The 14973-nt window shown below is 65.8% G+C and carries 16 protein-coding genes and 1 pseudogene; 9 read left to right on the top strand and 8 right to left on the bottom strand.

The features are described 5' to 3' along the window. Positions 1 to 126: 126 nt before the first annotated feature. Both npdG and H6844_04450 read right to left on the bottom strand, forming a co-directional pair. Positions 127 to 780 (bottom strand): NADPH-dependent F420 reductase, encoded by a 654-nt coding sequence (gene npdG, locus H6844_04455; protein MCB9928653.1) that lies wholly within the window; start codon positions 778 to 780, stop codon positions 127 to 129. Beyond that, positions 777 to 2282: an MmgE/PrpD family protein gene (locus tag H6844_04450; GenBank protein ID MCB9928652.1), complete on the bottom strand. Its 1506-nt coding sequence runs from the start codon at positions 2280 to 2282 to the stop codon at positions 777 to 779. Before H6844_04450 ends, npdG begins: the two co-directional genes overlap by 4 nt. A gap of 133 nt (positions 2283 to 2415) precedes the next feature. On the opposite strand from H6844_04450, the gene H6844_04445 reads away from it, so the two are divergent. Next, entirely contained in the window at positions 2416 to 3360 is a 945-nt protein-coding gene (locus tag H6844_04445; protein MCB9928651.1) for a radical SAM protein, read from the top strand. Here H6844_04445 and H6844_04440 read toward each other — a convergent pair. Further along, positions 3300 to 4402, bottom strand: a pseudogene (locus H6844_04440) (IS3 family transposase). The gene H6844_04445 and the pseudogene H6844_04440 sit on opposite strands and share 61 nt — an antisense overlap. A gap of 100 nt (positions 4403 to 4502) precedes the next feature. Here H6844_04440 and H6844_04435 point away from each other — a divergent pair. Then, positions 4503 to 4802, top strand: a complete 300-nt coding sequence (locus H6844_04435) for a hypothetical protein (protein MCB9928650.1) — start codon at positions 4503 to 4505, stop codon at positions 4800 to 4802. Here H6844_04435 and rplI read toward each other — a convergent pair. From rplI to rpsF, 4 genes are all read right to left on the bottom strand, one after another. Then, on the bottom strand, positions 4799 to 5404 hold the full coding sequence (gene rplI, locus H6844_04430; GenBank protein ID MCB9928649.1) for a 50S ribosomal protein L9: 606 nt from the start codon (positions 5402 to 5404) through the stop codon (positions 4799 to 4801). The genes H6844_04435 and rplI overlap by 4 nt on opposite strands. A gap of 18 nt (positions 5405 to 5422) precedes the next feature. Continuing rightward, complete coding sequence (locus tag H6844_04425; GenBank protein MCB9928648.1) at positions 5423 to 6352, bottom strand: DUF2232 domain-containing protein; 930 nt, start codon at positions 6350 to 6352, stop codon at positions 5423 to 5425. Between the two features lie 73 nt (positions 6353 to 6425). Next, positions 6426 to 6662 (bottom strand): 30S ribosomal protein S18, encoded by a 237-nt coding sequence (locus H6844_04420; protein MCB9928647.1) that lies wholly within the window; start codon positions 6660 to 6662, stop codon positions 6426 to 6428. 2 nt (positions 6663 to 6664) lie between these two features. Beyond that, the gene (gene rpsF / locus H6844_04415; GenBank protein MCB9928646.1) at positions 6665 to 7156 is read right to left on the bottom strand and encodes a 30S ribosomal protein S6; all 492 of its coding nucleotides are present in this window, start codon (positions 7154 to 7156) and stop codon (positions 6665 to 6667) included. A 319-nt stretch (positions 7157 to 7475) separates the two neighbouring features. Here rpsF and fabD point away from each other — a divergent pair, with 319 nt between their 5' ends. The 7 genes from fabD to gmk all read left to right on the top strand — a co-directional run bounded on the left by fabD (position 7476) and on the right by gmk (position 13518). Further along, positions 7476 to 8417: an ACP S-malonyltransferase gene (fabD, locus tag H6844_04410; GenBank protein MCB9928645.1), complete on the top strand. Its 942-nt coding sequence runs from the start codon at positions 7476 to 7478 to the stop codon at positions 8415 to 8417. 19 nt (positions 8418 to 8436) lie between these two features. Beyond that, positions 8437 to 9177: a 3-oxoacyl-[acyl-carrier-protein] reductase gene (gene fabG, locus H6844_04405; GenBank protein MCB9928644.1), complete on the top strand. Its 741-nt coding sequence runs from the start codon at positions 8437 to 8439 to the stop codon at positions 9175 to 9177. Positions 9178 to 9401: 224 nt separating this feature from the next. Beyond that, entirely contained in the window at positions 9402 to 9635 is a 234-nt protein-coding gene (locus H6844_04400) for an acyl carrier protein (protein ID MCB9928643.1), read from the top strand. A 51-nt stretch (positions 9636 to 9686) separates the two neighbouring features. Continuing rightward, positions 9687 to 10946 carry a beta-ketoacyl-ACP synthase II gene (gene fabF / locus H6844_04395; protein MCB9928642.1) on the top strand — a complete coding sequence of 420 codons (1260 nt, stop codon included), beginning with the start codon at positions 9687 to 9689 and terminating at the stop codon, positions 10944 to 10946. A gap of 22 nt (positions 10947 to 10968) precedes the next feature. After that, complete coding sequence (mltG, locus tag H6844_04390) at positions 10969 to 11952, top strand: endolytic transglycosylase MltG (GenBank protein ID MCB9928641.1); 984 nt, start codon at positions 10969 to 10971, stop codon at positions 11950 to 11952. A gap of 10 nt (positions 11953 to 11962) precedes the next feature. Next, entirely contained in the window at positions 11963 to 12859 is an 897-nt protein-coding gene (locus H6844_04385) for a YicC family protein (GenBank protein ID MCB9928640.1), read from the top strand. A gap of 23 nt (positions 12860 to 12882) precedes the next feature. Further along, entirely contained in the window at positions 12883 to 13518 is a 636-nt protein-coding gene (gene gmk, locus H6844_04380; protein ID MCB9928639.1) for a guanylate kinase, read from the top strand. On the opposite strand, the gene rsmA is transcribed toward gmk, so the two are convergent. Then, positions 13512 to 14510: a 16S rRNA (adenine(1518)-N(6)/adenine(1519)-N(6))-dimethyltransferase RsmA gene (rsmA, locus tag H6844_04375; GenBank protein MCB9928638.1), complete on the bottom strand. Its 999-nt coding sequence runs from the start codon at positions 14508 to 14510 to the stop codon at positions 13512 to 13514. The two genes, gmk and rsmA, sit on opposite strands and share 7 nt — an antisense overlap. Between the last annotated feature and the right edge of the window lie 463 nt (positions 14511 to 14973).

The raw sequence follows: 14973 nt of genomic DNA, 5'->3' as shown, positions 1-14973 counted from the left end.
CCTCCCTGTCGCCTCGTCCCTTCCCATGATCTTCAATTGGGACGAAGGAGGGACAAATGCCACAGGAACCGGGCGGCCGGCCGAGACTCGCCATGCAGGGCCGCGAACCCGCCGGCGCGAACAGGATTACGCCTTTTCGGAACTGCCGATCTCGCCCGTGATGCGAATGCCCGCTCCGGCGATTTTGTAGCGGCGATTGATCTGAATGATGACGCTGGTCAGCGCCTCCGCCGCGGCGGAATTCGCGAGCGGTCCGGCGTGCCAGCCCCGCAACCCCGCGTCTTCGACCAATCCAATGACCGTGTCGCGCGCCGCGAGCTTGTCGCCGGCCACCAGGATATCGCAGTCCAGTTCCGCATCGGATTTCAGCTTGTCGGCCGCAACATTCTGGAACGCCGACACCACCTGAACGCCGTCGCCCAGCATTTTCTGGGAATTCACCGCCGCGCAGCCGCCCTCCGGCAATTGCACGGTCCCGACCTTGGGCGGCATGAGCGGGACGGTCGCATCGATCAGGATCTTGCCCTGCAACGCCTCCTTGACCGTGTCCAGGGTCCGCAACTGGTTTTCGTAGGGCACGGTGATCGCAACGATTTCCGCCGCACTGGCCGCCGCCAGATTGTCCATCCCTTCGGCTCCCGGCACCTGTGCCGCGGCCTCTTGCGCCCGTTCGGCGCTGCGCGATCCGATGATCACGCGATGGCCGGCCTTGGCCCAGCGTCGCGCCAGGCCGGTCCCCAGATCGCCGGTACCGCCAAGAATTGCGATGGTCTTGCTCATGCGTTCGTCCAATCGAAGATACCAGAGGTGCGCGGCTCCAGGGCCAACGCCGGAAGGTTGGGATTTAGCGCGACCAGCTGGCCAGCGTCGAGTGTCGAAAGGTCCTGGGCCATCTGCCACAAGCGGTCGACCGCGTCCGCGGCCATATGCGGCGACGCCAGACGGCGTAGCTTGGCCTGGTAGTCGGGCCCATCCCAGGGCGCGGCGCCGTTCGGGTGGGCATCGGCAACGGCCTTTTCCGCCTCGATGACCGATCCATCCTTCAGGGTCACCTCCACCCGACCGCCAAAGACGCGGTCGCGCGGATCGGTAGCGTGATACCGCTCGGTCCAGTGCGCGTCTTCCTCGGTCGTGACCGCACTCCAGAGGCGATGGGTCTCCAGCCGGGCCGCGCGTTCGGGCGCGTAGGACGCCACATGGTCCCAATCGCCGTCCTCCAGGGCGACGGCAAAAATATAGGGCAGGGAGTGATCCAGGGTTTCCCGACTGGCAAGCGGATCGTATTTCTGCGGGTCGTTCGCGCCGGAGCCGATCACCCGGTGCGTGTGGTCGCTGGTGTAAATCACCACGCTGGCGATATCCGCCAAGATTACCCGTTCCCGCAGCGCGAAGGCCAGGTCGATCATCGCCTGCGCCTGATATTCGGCCGAATGCGCCTTGGGGTAGGTCTCCAAAATCCCGAGCGGTGCCTCCCCCGGGCCGGGCAGGGTGACCCGGTGGGTCGCATCCGGGCCGCCCAGCATCCAGGCCAGAACCGAATCCTCCCCCTCGTAAATCGGGTTGGGGCCGCCCTCGCCCCGCATGGCGCGATCCACCGCCTCGATTGCGGTTTTGCCGGCCCATGCCGGCGCATACGCCTTCCAGGACGAGATGGACCCCTTGCGCGACTGGCGCGTCGCAAACGACAGGTGCACCGCCTGGTTCAGGGCGTCATACGCCACCTCGCTCGACAGCCCGAGCAAGGCCGCCAGGCCCGCCGTCACCGCCGGCGCCAGATGGGCGACGTGATCGATCTTATGGCTGTGCAGGTCGATGGCCTTGACCAGGGCAACCTGCACTTCGTAGGCGACGGCGATGGCCCCTGCCAGGTCGGCACCGGTGCGGCCGGTCTGTTGGGCAACCGCCAGCAAGGGCGCGATGCAATCGGAGGGGTGGGCGAAATCCGCCGCCAGAAAGGTATCGTTCCAATCCAGTTCGCGCACCGCGACGCCATTGGCCCAGGCCGCCCATTCCGCATGCACGGGCGTGTCGCAGCCGAAAACCCGGGCGCCCTGCGGGCGCGGGTGCGCCAGCGCCATGCCCCGGGCCGCGCGAACCGGCTTGCGATCGATCGCGGCCAGGGCCACGGCCAGCGCGTCGGCCAAGCGGTGGGCCACGGTCCGTTTGACCTCGTTCAGCACCGGCGGCCGACCGCAGGCGAAGCGGGCAATGGCCCAGGCCAGCTGGTCCTCTCGCGGCAACATATCGGCGGATGGATGAACGGATACGTCTATGGTCGGCATGGATTGAATTCGATCACGGATTGGGCGTATTGCTCAGCCTACCGTCAAACGCGGCCCATTCCTATCTCTACCGTTTCCCCTCTCTGCCGTTTCCCCTCTCTACCATTTCCCCGACGGCCCTGCCGAGGCTTGCATGTCCCTGCGCACCATAGAAGCACTGATCGAAGCGGGGTTCGCGACCGACGATCACCGGGCCGAATTGGAAACCGTCGCGGCGTCCTATGCCGTGGCGGTCACCCCCGCCATGGCGGCCCTGATCGGCCGCGCCCCGGAGTCGGACCCGATCGCACGCCAGTTCGTGCCGAGCGCGGCGGAACTGACCGTCTCCGACGACGAACGGTACGATCCGATTGGCGACGATGCGTTCGCGCCGGTAAAGGGCATTGTTCATCGCTACCCGGACCGGGCCCTCCTCAAGCCCACGCACACCTGTCCCGTCTACTGCCGCTTTTGCTTTCGGCGCGAGATGGTGGGGCCGGATGGCGCGGGCAATCTCTCCGGCGACGAACTGGCGCGCGCGCTGGCCTACATTCGCAACACGCCCTCGATCTGGGAGGTCATCGTCACCGGCGGCGACCCCTTCGTCCTGTCTCCGCGGCGCCTGGGCGAGATCGTCGCGGCCCTGGACGCCATCGATCATGTCCGCGTGATTCGCTTTCACACGCGCGTTCCCGTGGTCGACCCGGATCGCATCGACCCGGCCCTGATCCGCGCCCTGTCCGCCAGAACCAGTGTCTATGTCGCGCTGCACGCCAATCATCCGCGGGAATTGACGGCGGCGGCGCGTGCGGCCTGCGCCCGCCTGATCGACGCCGGCATTGCGATGGTCAGCCAGACAGTGCTGTTGCGCGGTGTCAGAGGTGGTCCTGGTCGTTTGGACAGGTTGGCAGCGTTGCTAAGGTGTATCCCGCTTGCTGATCAGGCTGCCAAAATCCCATTGATAAATTTTTGTTGCTGCTGGGCCTGTGGAGATGTGGGCAAGGCGTCAGTCTTGTCCATCATATCCAGCAGGCCGGTTTCATACGCTTCTGCCGGTGTCCGGCCGTCAAGGGCTGAGTGCGGGCGGGTGGCATTGTAGAAAGTCAGCCACTCGCCGATGACGCGCCTTGCGGCAAAGCCGTCGGCAATCTCGTGCAGGTAGATAGCCTCGTATTTCAGCGACCGCCAGAGGCGCTCGATGAACACGTTGTCGAGCCAGCGGCCGCGCCCGTCCATGCTGATCCGGATCTCGTGCGCCTGCAGAAGGCCGGTGAAATCGGAACTGGTGAACTGGCTGCCCTGGTCGGTATTGAAGATCTCCGGCTTGCCGTAGCGCGTCAGCGCTTCGTCCAGTGCTTCGACGCAAAAGTCGGCGTGCATGGTATTCGACAGCCGCCACGACAGCACCCTGCGGGAGTGCCAATCCATGATCGCCACCAGATACAGGAACCCGCGTTGGACAGGGATGTAGGTGATGTCGCTGCACCAAGCCTGGTTCGGGCGGCCAATGACCAGGTCTTTGAGAAGATACGGATAGATCCGATGCTCCGGATGTGGCTCGCTGGTCTTCGGCGCCTGGTAGATCGCCTGCAGGCCCATCAATCGCATCAGCCGGCGAACCCGATGCCGGCCGACCGGGTGCCCGTCCCGGCGTAATTGGCGCATGATCTGCCGGCTGCCATAGAAGGGACAGGCCAGGTAGATCTCGTCGATCCGCCGCATCAACGCCAGCGTCTCCGCATTGGCAGGCCGCGGGCGGTAGTACAGCGACGACCGACTGATCGCCACCAGACGGCATTGCCGGCTCAGGCTCAACTTGGGATGGTCGGGCTCGATCATGGCCTGGCGAACGTCCCGGCTCATCGCTTGAGCCCTCGTGCCAAAAAATCCCGTTCCACCGTCAATTCGCCGATCTTCGCGTGCAGATCGCGAACAGCCGCCTCATGATCCCGCTCCGTCTTTTCGGCCTTGTCCGAAAACACACCGCTCAGGCCATCGACCGCCTGCTTCTTCCAGGTGCTCACCTGGTTGGGATGCACGCCGTACTTTGCAGCGATGTCCTGGATCGGACGTTCACCCCGCAGCGCTTCCAGCGCAACCTTGGCCTTGAACTCACCCGTAAATCGGCGACGCTTCGCCATACTTGGTTCCTCCGATGCTCGGTGGAACACACCTTAAGCCCTTGTCCAACTTTTCGGGACCAGCTCTGTCAACGACACTGTCGAAACCCTGGCCGCGTTGATGCGCGCGTTCGTCGAAATCCGGGTTCGCCCCTATTACCTGCACCATCCGGACCTGGCCCGCGGCACGGGCCATTTCCGGCTCGGCCTCGCCGAGGGACAGGCCCTGGTCGCCGCCCTGCGGGGGCGGCTTTCCGGCCTGTGCCAGCCGACCTATGTGCTGGATATTCCCGGCGGGTTCGGCAAGACGCCGGTCGGGCCGTCCTACGTCACCCCGCTGCCCGGCGACGACGAAAAAGCCCTGGTAGAAGACTACCAGGGCCGCAAACACGTCTATGGAACCGCGGAGGCGAGCGGTTAGTTGACCTCGCCTTCCGGGTTTTCGCCCGGATCGCCGACCGGCCGACGGTCATCGTCGGGCAGCGTCCCCAGCTCTTCGAAATCGATGTCGGGATCGAAGGTGAAGCCGGCTTCCTCCTGCTCGACAACCCCGCCCTCGGCCTGAACCGCGGCTTCTTCCACCGTGCGCGCCACATTGGCGGTGACGGTGATCGACACCTCGGGATGCAGGGCGACGCGCACCTCGTGCATGCCCAATTCCTTGATCGCACGCTCCAGCAGCACCTGGCGCGCATGGATGGTGTAGCCCGCGTCCCGGATCGCCTCGGCAATGTCGCGACCGGTCACCGAGCCATAGAGCTGGTTGGTGCCTCCCGCCTGACGGATCAGAACAACCGTCAGACCGTCCATGCGCTCGGCAACGGTTTCGGCCTCGTCCTTGCGGCGCAAATTCTCCGCTTCCAGCTGGGCGCGACGGCTTTCGAACACCGCCATATTCTCTTTGGTTGCGCGCAGCGCCTTGCCCTGCGGCAGCAGGAAATTGCGAGCAAATCCCGGCTTCACGCGGACGACGTCGCCCATCTGCCCGAGGCGTTCCACCCGCTCCAACAAGACGATCTCGATCATTTCACTTTACCTCCATCAGGTATTTTTGCGCCCGGCAAAGCGGGTACGAAGTCGAACAAACGGCTCTGCCAGTCCGAGCACGATGACAACCAGCGCCAGCCAGCCCAGCAGAATCAGGAGGAAGTAGAACAGGCCGAACGCCAACGGCCCACCTCCCCAGTAATGCACCAAGCCGTGAACCACGCCCAGGCCCTGGAAGAACAACGGATAGGCCAAAACAATGGCGACATTGATGGCACCAAACCCGAAGTCGCCGGGCACGACAAGGCCGACTAGCACGCAAACGGCACCGATGCCAATCCAGGTGTATCCGATGTCGATGTCGGCAAGGCGAAGCGGCGGGCGCAAGATCTTGCCCAGGCGACGCGCGATGACCTGAGCCAGCAGGCCGTTCACCGTCATCATCAACATCCACGACCAGGCAACGACCCCGGGCAGGATCATGGCCGCCGACTTCAACGCCGAAGCGTCGACCGGCAGATTGGCCTCCTGGCCGAATGCGGCCGTCATGGCATGGAGCACAGTCTCCACGCCGGCAACGAGCCCATCGCCGGAGACCGCGAGCGCAATCGCCGCCACGACGATCAGCCCGGCGCACCAAAGCGACAAGCCGGCCAGAAGCCGACCGGCGGGATACCAATAGGTCTGACCGTCGGTCCACTGGCGGTTGCGCAGGGCGAGGACGGTCATCGCGACGGCGGGAATCGCTTGGGTGACGGCAAACATCAAACCCAGCAGCCAGGAGCCAAAGGCGACGATGCCGGCTGCCGCGCACACCGCGGCAATAGCCGTGGCCGCGGGACCGCGGGTCAACCCGACGACGAACAGCGGCAACACCGCCAGATACGCCAGGACGACCCCGAGAAAGTGTCCGCTCAGGGCCGCGGCATAGAGAACGGCACTTCCCAGTCCAGCAGCCAGCGCGATCGGTAGGTAACGGGCCATTGGACCAAGCCGTCTCTCACAAGGCCCCGCCGCTTCCCGCCATGCCGGCGCGCTTCGGTGGGGCCCTGTGCCCTCAGTCGATCACATACGGCAGCAGGCCGACGAACCGCGCGCGCTTGATGGCCTGGGCCAGAACGCGCTGCTTCTTCGACGACACGGCGGTGATCCGGCTCGGCACGATCTTGCCGCGCTCGGAAATGAAACGCTGCAGCAGGCGAAGATCCTTGTAGTCGATCGTCGGCGCGTTCGGGCCGGAAAACGGGCAGGATTTGCGGCGGCGGAAGAAAGCCCGGCGGGCGGTTGCAGCCATAACTAGTTCGCTCCATCGGTTGCGGCGGCGGCGCCATCGTCATTGCGGGGGGCACGCGCCTCGCGGCTCTCCCCTTCCTCGCGATCCCGGCCGCGGCGTTCGCCGCGATCACCCCGGTCGCCACGATCTCCGCGGTCGCCCCGATCTCCGCGGTCACCCCGGTCCCCGCGCTCCCGCTGCTGCAGCATGGCCGACGGCCCTTCGGGGATGGCGTCGATCTTGACCGACATATAGCGGAGAATGTCCTCGGAGATGCGCATCCGGCGCTCCATCTCGGACAAGGCTTCCGGCGGGCAGTCCAGATGCATCATGACATAGTGGCCACGACGATTCTTGTTCATGCGATAGGCCAGCGTGCGCAGGCCCCACATTTCCCGCTTCGCCAGCGAGCCGCCCTGTTCGGCCATCAGCTCGCCAAAGCCATCCGCCATCGCTTCAACCTGCGCGGCGGACATGTCCTGACGGGCGATAAAAACTGTCTCGTAATACGGCATTCAGCGATCCCGGCGGTACGACTCCTCGCCGTCCGCACTTGCTCCGGTTATGGTCTCCGCGGCCTTGGATTTTGCCGGGTATGCCGCCGCAAACCCCGGAAACCGGGCGGCGGAATTGCCCGCTCCCCACCGCATTCGGCCAATCATACGAAAAGCCCGCGGCAGCGGAAAGCGCCCTTATACCGATTTTGGGTTTTAGCGCAAGGCCGGAGTGGGAAAAATTCGTACCATGTCGCTTGACACAAGGTCGACACCCGTTCTCTAACGTGTCGCTCTCGGCAAACAGAAGCACTTTTAATCATACAGAGACGGAAACGCCATGGCGCGCGCATTTGTGTTCCCCGGACAAGGGTCTCAATCCGTTGGCATGGGCCAGCGACTGGCCGAAGCCTCGGCCGTGGCCCGCGAGGTCTTTGAGGAGGTCGATGACGCGCTCGGCCAACGCCTGTCCCGACTGATGTTCGAAGGGCCATCGGAAGACCTGACCCTGACCGCCAACGCCCAGCCCGCCCTGATGGCCGTATCGGTGGCCCTGGTGCGAACCCTGGAGCGCGAAGGCGGCAAGCGCCTGGCGGATATCGCCTCCGTCGTCGCCGGCCACTCTCTTGGCGAATACTCCGCGCTCGCGTCCGCCGGTGCCATCGGCCTAGCGGATACGGCCCGGCTGCTACGCCGTCGCGGCGAGGCCATGCAGGCGGCGGTGCCGGTGGGCGAAGGCGCGATGGCCGCCCTGCTCGGCCTCGACATCCCCGACGTCGAGGCGGTTGTCGCCGCGGCCGCCGCGGATGGCGTGGTCGCCATCGCCAACGACAACACACCGGGACAGGTGGTCGTCAGCGGCGCGGTCAAGGCGGTCGAGCGCGCCGCGGAACTCGCCAAGGAAAAAGGCGCGCGCCGCGCCATCATGCTGGATGTCAGCGCCCCCTTCCATTGCCCGCTGCTGCAACCGGCCGCGGAGGCCATGCGCGAAGCGCTGGCGAATATCGTTCTGGACGAGCCCTCCGTGCCGCTGATCGCCAACGTGACGGCGAGGCCGACCAGCGATCCCGAGGAAATTCGCGCGCTGCTGGTCGACCAGGTGACCGCAACGGTGCGCTGGCGCGAGAGCGTGCTGGCCATGAAGGCTCTCGACGTCGATACGCTGGTGGAGATGGGCGGCGGCAAGGTTCTGACCGGCATGGTCCGTCGCATCGACCGCGATCTGGCCGGCGTCGCCGTGGAAGGCCCGGACGACATCGAAACCCTGTTGAGCAAGCTGTAAGCGGAGGCCCATCGGTATGATGTTCGACTTGACCGGCCGGCGCGCCCTGGTCACCGGCGCCTCCGGCGGCATCGGCGCCGCCATTGCGACGGCCTTCCACCAGCAAGGCGCGGCGGTCGCGCTCTCGGGCACGCGCGTTGACGCGCTGGAACGCCTGGCCGACCAGCTCGGCGGCGAGCGCACGGCCATCACCCCCTGCAACCTAGCCGACGGCGAGGCGGTCGACGCCCTGGTCGCGCAGGCCGAATCGGCGCTGGGCGGACTGGATATCCTGGTGAACAATGCGGGGCTGACGCGGGATGGCCTGGCCCTGCGGATGAAGGACGCCGACTGGCAGACCGTCCTCGACGTCAATCTGACCGCCGGGTTCAAGCTCGCGAAGAATGCGCTGCGCGGCATGACCCGCGCCCGGTTCGGCCGGATCATCAACATCACGTCGGTCGTGGGCGTGACCGGCAATCCCGGCCAGGCGAACTATGCCGCCTCCAAGGCCGGAATGATCGGCATGAGCAAGGCATTGGCCGCCGAGGTCGCGGCCCGTGGCGTCACCGTCAACTGCGTCGCGCCCGGCTTCATCGAAACGGCGATGACCGACGCCCTGAACGAAAAACAGAAGGAAGCCATCCTGCCGCGCATTCCGGCCGGGCGCCTGGGCTCCGGGCCCGAAGTGGCCGCGGCCGTGGTGTATCTCGCCAGCAACGAGGCCGCCTATGTGACGGGGCAGACGCTGCACGTCAACGGCGGCATGGCGATGATTTAGGCGATCCGGTGCGGATATGCCGCGGCTGCAACCAGAAAGTTTCCGGCCCAATCGCAGTGTGAGTTGGCCTAGAAGGTGGCGTCAAATCATGGTAACACCGCTCGCTAAGGCCTCCGCGGCTCGCGCTGGGGCGGTTTTTCCAACCTGTGGCCTCCCCGCTGGGTTACGGGCAGACGCCACGACCGACAAAACCCATCATCAAGAACCTTAGAGGACCCGTATCCATGAGCGATGTCGCTGAGCGCGTTAAAAAGATCGTTGTCGAACACCTGGGTGTCGAGGAAGACAAAGTTACCGAAAATGCCACTTTCATCGACGATCTGGGCGCGGATTCGCTCGACACGGTCGAACTGGTGATGGCGTTCGAGGAAGAGTTCGGTGTGGAAATCCCCGACGATGCCGCCGAGAAAATTCAAAGCGTGAAAGACGCGATCGCCTATATCCAAGAGAACGCCTGACCGTTTGGGTCCGTATATAAGGCGTGGTTAACATCGCCGGGAGTATTGTGCATGCGACGCGTCGTGGTTACAGGGCTGGGCCTTGTCACTCCTCTTGGTTGCGGGGTTGAAGCAACCTGGGAACGACTGGTAGCAGGGCAATCCGGGCTAAAGCGGATTGACCGGTTCAACGTCGATGACCTGCCCTGCAAAGTCGCGGGGCAACTCCCGGTAGGTGCCACCGAAGATGGTCTCTGGAACCCGGATGACTGGGTCGAAAAGCGCGAACAGCGCAAGATCGACCCGTTCATCACCTACGGGATCGCGGCCGCCCAACAAGCGGTCGACGATTCCGGCTGGGTGCCGGGCGACGAGCAGGCGCGCTGCCGCACCGGCGTGATGATCGGCTCCGGCATTGGCGGCCTCGGCACGATCTACGAGAACTCCATCATCCTGGAGACCAAGGGCCCGCGTCGGATTTCGCCGTTTTTCATTCCGGCGGCCCTGATCAATCTGGTATCCGGCCAGGTCTCGATCCGGTTCGGCTTCAAGGGCCCGAACCATGCCCCCGTGACCGCTTGCGCGACCGGGGCGCACGCCATCGGCGACGCCGCCCGGTTGATCGCCTTCGACGACGCCGATGTGATGGTTGCCGGCGGTTCGGAAGCCGCCATCTGCCGCCTCGGCATTGCCGGCTTCGCCGCGGCCCGGGCGCTTTCCACCGGTTACAACGACGAGCCGGAGCGCGCGTCGCGCCCCTGGGATATCGGCCGTGACGGCTTCGTCATGGGCGAAGGCGCCGGGGTGGTCGTGCTGGAAGAGTACGAACACGCCAAGGCCCGCGGCGCAAAAATCTATGCCGAACTGCGCGGCTATGGCCTGTCGGGCGACGCCCACCATATCACGGCTCCGGCGGAAGATGGCGACGGCGGCTATCGCGCCATGGTCGGCGCCCTGAAGCGCGCGGACCTTTCCGTCGCCGACATCGACTATATCAACGCCCACGGCACCTCGACGCCGCTTGGCGACGAAATCGAACTGGGCGCCGTGAAGCGGCTGTTCGGCAAACACGCCTACGACCTTGCGATGTCCTCGACAAAGTCGGCGATCGGGCATTTGCTGGGCGCGGCCGGCGCGGTCGAGGGGATTTTCAGCATTCTCGCCATGCGCGACGGCATCCTGCCGCCGACCCTGAATCTGGAACAGCCCTCGGAAGCGTGCGACCTGAACCTGGTCGCGAAAACGGCCCAGCGTCGCGAAATTCGCGCGGTCCTTTCCAACTCGTTCGGGTTTGGCGGGACCAACGCCTCGCTGATCTTTGCCAAGGCCTGATTGATCGGGACGGGATCGGCCGGTGTGGAAGCGTTTGCTGGCGCTGACCGTGGTTTTGGCGCTGGTGGCGGCCGGCGGTGCGTATCTTTGGGCGCAAAGGGCCATCACGGCCCCCGGCCCATCGACCGCGGCGACAACGGTGGTCATCGCCAAGGGCAGCGGCGTCCTGGAAATCGCCTGGCAATTGAAGCGGGCCGGTGTCATCGAACACCCGCAGCTGTTTCGCCTGCTGAGTGACTGGCGTCGCCTGTCGGGCGCGTTGAAGGCCGGGGAATATCTCTTCCCCGCCGGCGCGAGCTTGCAGGCCGCCCTGGAAAGGATCGCGCGCGGCGAGACCGAGGTCCACTTCATCACCTTCGCCGAGGGCCTGACGTCCAGCGCCATCCTGAAAATCCTGGCGGCGGAGCAGGGATTGAGCGGCGATCTGCCCGTGTCGGTCCCCGAAGGCACGCTCCTGCCCGCAACCTACGACTATCAACGCGGCACCGAGCGTGCCACGATCCTTGCCCGCATGCGGACGGCGATGGCCGCGGCGGTGGAGGCAGCCTGGGCGTCCCGCGCCCCGGGACTGCCGCTGGCCAGCAAGGAGGAATTGGTGACCCTGGCGTCGATTGTCGAGAAAGAGACCGGCATTCCGGAGGAGCGGAGCCAGGTGGCGGCCGTCTTTTTCAACCGATTGAGCCGCAATATGCGACTGCAATCCGATCCGACCACGATCTACGCCGTCACCGGCGGCAAGGCTCCGCTGGGGCGGGGCCTGCGCCGCAGCGAACTGACCGCGGCGCATCCGTACAACACCTACCAAATTGCCGGCCTGCCGCCGGGGCCGATTGCCAACCCGGGCGAGGCCGCCCTGATGGCGGTCGCGCACCCGGCCGAGAGCGACGCCCTGTATTTCGTCGCCGACGGAAGCGGCGGCCACGCATTCGCCCGGACCCTGGCCGAGCACAACCGCAATGTCGCGCGATGGCGGGCGCTTGAAAATACGCGCAAGGCCACGGAATGAGGCGCAGCCCATGACCATTCATTCGATGACCGGATTTGCGCGGTCGCAAGGCAGCCTGGACGACCTGCAATGGGTCTGGGAATTGCGGAGCGTCAACAACCGCGGCCTCGATCTTCGCTTGCGCCTGCCCTCCGGGTTCGAGGCACTGGACCAACCCGTGCGCAAGCTCGCGAGCGGCCAGTTCGCCCGCGGCAGCATTGCCATCAATCTTCAGGTGCAGTGGACCCGCAAGCGGGTGGCCTATCAACTGAACGAAGAGTGGCTTGCGACCCTGCAGAAACGCGCCAGCGACATGACGGAGGGCCACCACACAGCCATCTTCGACCAGATCCGCCCCGAAGGGCTGCTGGCGCTGCGCGGCGTGATCGAGGCGGTCGAAGACACGCAAACGCCCACGCTGGAGGCCGCCGCCCAATCGGAGTTGCTGGCCGGTGCCAGGATTGCCGTCGATGCGCTTGCGAGCGCTCGGGCCGACGAGGGCCGGGCCCTCCATGCGGTTCTGGCCAGCCATTTCGACACGATCGAACGCCTGACCGGCGCGGCGCGCGCGACGGCGGCCACGCAACCGCAGGCCATCCAGGCGCGGATCACCCGCGCCGTCGCCGACCTCGTGTCGTCGACGCCCGCCCTTTCCGAAGACCGCATTGCCCAGGAAGTCGCGCTGCTCGCCACCAAGGCGGACGTGCGCGAGGAACTGGATCGCCTGACCGCCCATGTCGAAGCCGGCCGCGACCTGGTCGCACGCGGCGAGCCCTGCGGGCGCAAGCTGGAATTCCTGGCCCAGGAATTCAACCGCGAGGCCAATACGCTCTGCAGCAAATCGCAGGATATCGACCTAACCCGAATCGGGCTTGATCTTAAGGCCACGATTGATCAGTTGCGCGAGCAGGTCGCGAACGTGGAATAGTCCGCGCCTGAGGAGATACCGATATGGATGCCATCCTGCGTCGGCGCGGTCTCATGCTGGTTTTGTCGTCGCCGTCCGGCGCCGGCAAAACCACCATTGCCCGGCGCCTGTTGGCCGAAGACGAGAATCTGGACATGTCCGTCTCGGCCACCACCCGCACCAAACGGCCGGGAGAGGTCGCCGGCGTCGACTACCAGTTCGTCGACAAGACCACGTTCAACCTCATGCTGAACCGGGGCGAGTTGCTGGAACATGCGCGCGTGTTCAGCAACTACTACGGCACCCCGCGAGGCCCGGTCGAGGCCGCGCTCAGCGCCGGCCAGGACATGCTGTTCGACATCGACTGGCAGGGAACGCAACAGTTGCGTGAATCCGCACGGGCGGATCTGGTATCGGTCTTCATCCTGCCGCCCTCGACCCGAGCCCTGGAGGAACGCCTGACCCGGCGCGCCCAGGACCCGCCGGAGATCGTGGCGGAGCGCATGGCAAAGGCGGCCGACGAAATGAGCCATTGGCCGGAATACGACTATGTGATCGTCAACGCCGATATCGACCGCAGCGTCGCCCAGGTCCGCGCGATCCTGATGGCCGAACGGTCACGCCGCGACCGGCTGGTCGGACTGGGCGAGTTCGTCCGGGGCTTGCAGGCCGGTCACTGACCGTCCGGAAAATCCCGATCATGGGCCACCGCCAGCCGGACGAAATCGCCCGGCGTCAGCTCTTCGGCCCGCGCGCCGGCGTTCAGACCGGTTTCCTCCAGCAAGGCTTCCGCGGCGGGTGTCCAGCGACGCAGGCTGGTGCGGAGCACCTTGCGCCGCTGGCCGAATGCCGCGGCCGTACAGGCCTCCAGGGTGCCGACCCGGCAGGGCAACGGCGTTTCGTGCGGCGTCAGCGTGACGACGGTCGACGTCACCTTGGGAGGCGGATGGAAGGCGCCTGGCGGCAGATCGAAATTCTTGACCACGCGGCAGGTCGCCTGCGCCAGAACGCTGAGGCGCCCGTAGGATTTCGTCCGCGGCACCGCCATCAGGCGATCCGCAACCTCCTTCTGGAACATCAGCGTCAGGCCGGCAAAGGCCTGCGCCTGCGCAAGCCACTGCGTCAGCAGGACGGTGGAGATGTTGTAGGGCAGGTTGGCGACGATCTTCCGCGGCGGTGTGCCGATCCGGGCGACATCCACCTTCAGCGCATCGCCCGCGATGATCTCCAGCCGGTCCGGATATACCGACACCAGTTCCTCCAGCGCGGCCAGACATCGTTCGTCATACTCGACCGCCACGAGGCGTTGCGCACCGGCCGCCAGCAGGGCGCGGGTCAGGCCGCCGGGGCCCGGCCCGATTTCGATCACCATGCCCTGTGTGAGGTCCCCCGCCACGGCTGCGATGCGCGCGATCAGCCGGGGATCGGTGAGAAAGTGCTGCCCGAACCGCTTCAGCGGCGCGAGACCGTGCCGCTGGATCACCTCGCGCAGGGGCGGCAGCGCCTTGTCGTCAGCTCCGGGCACGGCACGCCGCAATCGCTTTTGCCTGCCGCAGCGCCGCAATGAAGCTGGCCGGGTTCGCAACGCCCTTCCCGGCGATATCGAACGCCGTTCCGTGATCCGGAGAGGTGCGAACGATGGGCAGCCCCAGGGTGATATTGACCCCCTCATAGAAGGCCAGCGTCTTCAGGGGAATCAACGCCTGGTCGTGATACATGCAAATGGCAGCGTCATACCCGGCGCGGGCTTTGGCATGGAACATGCTGTCGGGCGCCAGCGGGCCGGCAATGGCCAGGCCGCGGGCGCGCAGCCGATCGGCGGCGGGGCGGATGAAGCGCACCTCCTCGTCGCCCAGAGCCCCGTCTTCGCCCGCATGGGGGTTCAGTCCGGCCAGGGCCAGCCGCGGTCGCTCGATCCCGAAATCCGCGGTCAGCGCGTGCGCCACCCGGATGGCCGTGTCCTCGATGCGGTCGCCGCTCAGGCTGGCGATGGCCGACACCAGGGACTGGTGGATCGTCACCGGCACCACCCGCAAATCCGGCCCCGCCAGCATCATGATCGGCGCCGCCTCCGTTCCCGTCAAATGCCCGAGAAATTCCGTATGCCCCGGAAAGGCGAACCCCTTCCCGTACAG

The organism is Alphaproteobacteria bacterium, assembly GCA_020638555.1.
In the GTDB taxonomy this organism is placed as follows: domain Bacteria; phylum Pseudomonadota; class Alphaproteobacteria; order Bin95; family Bin95; genus JACKII01.
The sequence above is the reverse complement of the archived record's forward strand: the minus strand, read 5'-3'. Positions and strand labels throughout refer to the sequence as shown.

Excerpts from the sequence above, each read along its gene's own strand:
- npdG (MCB9928653.1), bottom strand. The coding sequence starts at position 780 with ATGAGCAAGACCATCGCAATTCTTGGCGGTACCGGCGATCTGGGGACC.
- H6844_04450 (MCB9928652.1), bottom strand. The coding sequence starts at position 2,282 with ATGCCGACCATAGACGTATCCGTTCATCCATCCGCCGATATGTTGCCG.
- H6844_04445 (MCB9928651.1), top strand. The coding sequence starts at position 2,416 with ATGTCCCTGCGCACCATAGAAGCACTGATCGAAGCGGGGTTCGCGACC.
- H6844_04435 (MCB9928650.1), top strand. The coding sequence starts at position 4,503 with ATGCGCGCGTTCGTCGAAATCCGGGTTCGCCCCTATTACCTGCACCAT.
- H6844_04425 (MCB9928648.1), bottom strand. The coding sequence starts at position 6,352 with ATGGCCCGTTACCTACCGATCGCGCTGGCTGCTGGACTGGGAAGTGCC.
- H6844_04420 (MCB9928647.1), bottom strand. The coding sequence starts at position 6,662 with ATGGCTGCAACCGCCCGCCGGGCTTTCTTCCGCCGCCGCAAATCCTGC.
- rpsF (MCB9928646.1), bottom strand. The coding sequence starts at position 7,156 with ATGCCGTATTACGAGACAGTTTTTATCGCCCGTCAGGACATGTCCGCC.
- fabD (MCB9928645.1), top strand. The coding sequence starts at position 7,476 with ATGGCGCGCGCATTTGTGTTCCCCGGACAAGGGTCTCAATCCGTTGGC.
- fabG (MCB9928644.1), top strand. The coding sequence starts at position 8,437 with ATGTTCGACTTGACCGGCCGGCGCGCCCTGGTCACCGGCGCCTCCGGC.
- H6844_04400 (MCB9928643.1), top strand. The coding sequence starts at position 9,402 with ATGAGCGATGTCGCTGAGCGCGTTAAAAAGATCGTTGTCGAACACCTG.
- fabF (MCB9928642.1), top strand. The coding sequence starts at position 9,687 with ATGCGACGCGTCGTGGTTACAGGGCTGGGCCTTGTCACTCCTCTTGGT.
- H6844_04385 (MCB9928640.1), top strand. The coding sequence starts at position 11,963 with ATGACCATTCATTCGATGACCGGATTTGCGCGGTCGCAAGGCAGCCTG.
- gmk (MCB9928639.1), top strand. The coding sequence starts at position 12,883 with ATGGATGCCATCCTGCGTCGGCGCGGTCTCATGCTGGTTTTGTCGTCG.
- rsmA (MCB9928638.1), bottom strand. The coding sequence starts at position 14,510 with ATGAGGGGGTCAATATCACCCTGGGGCTGCCCATCGTTCGCACCTCTC.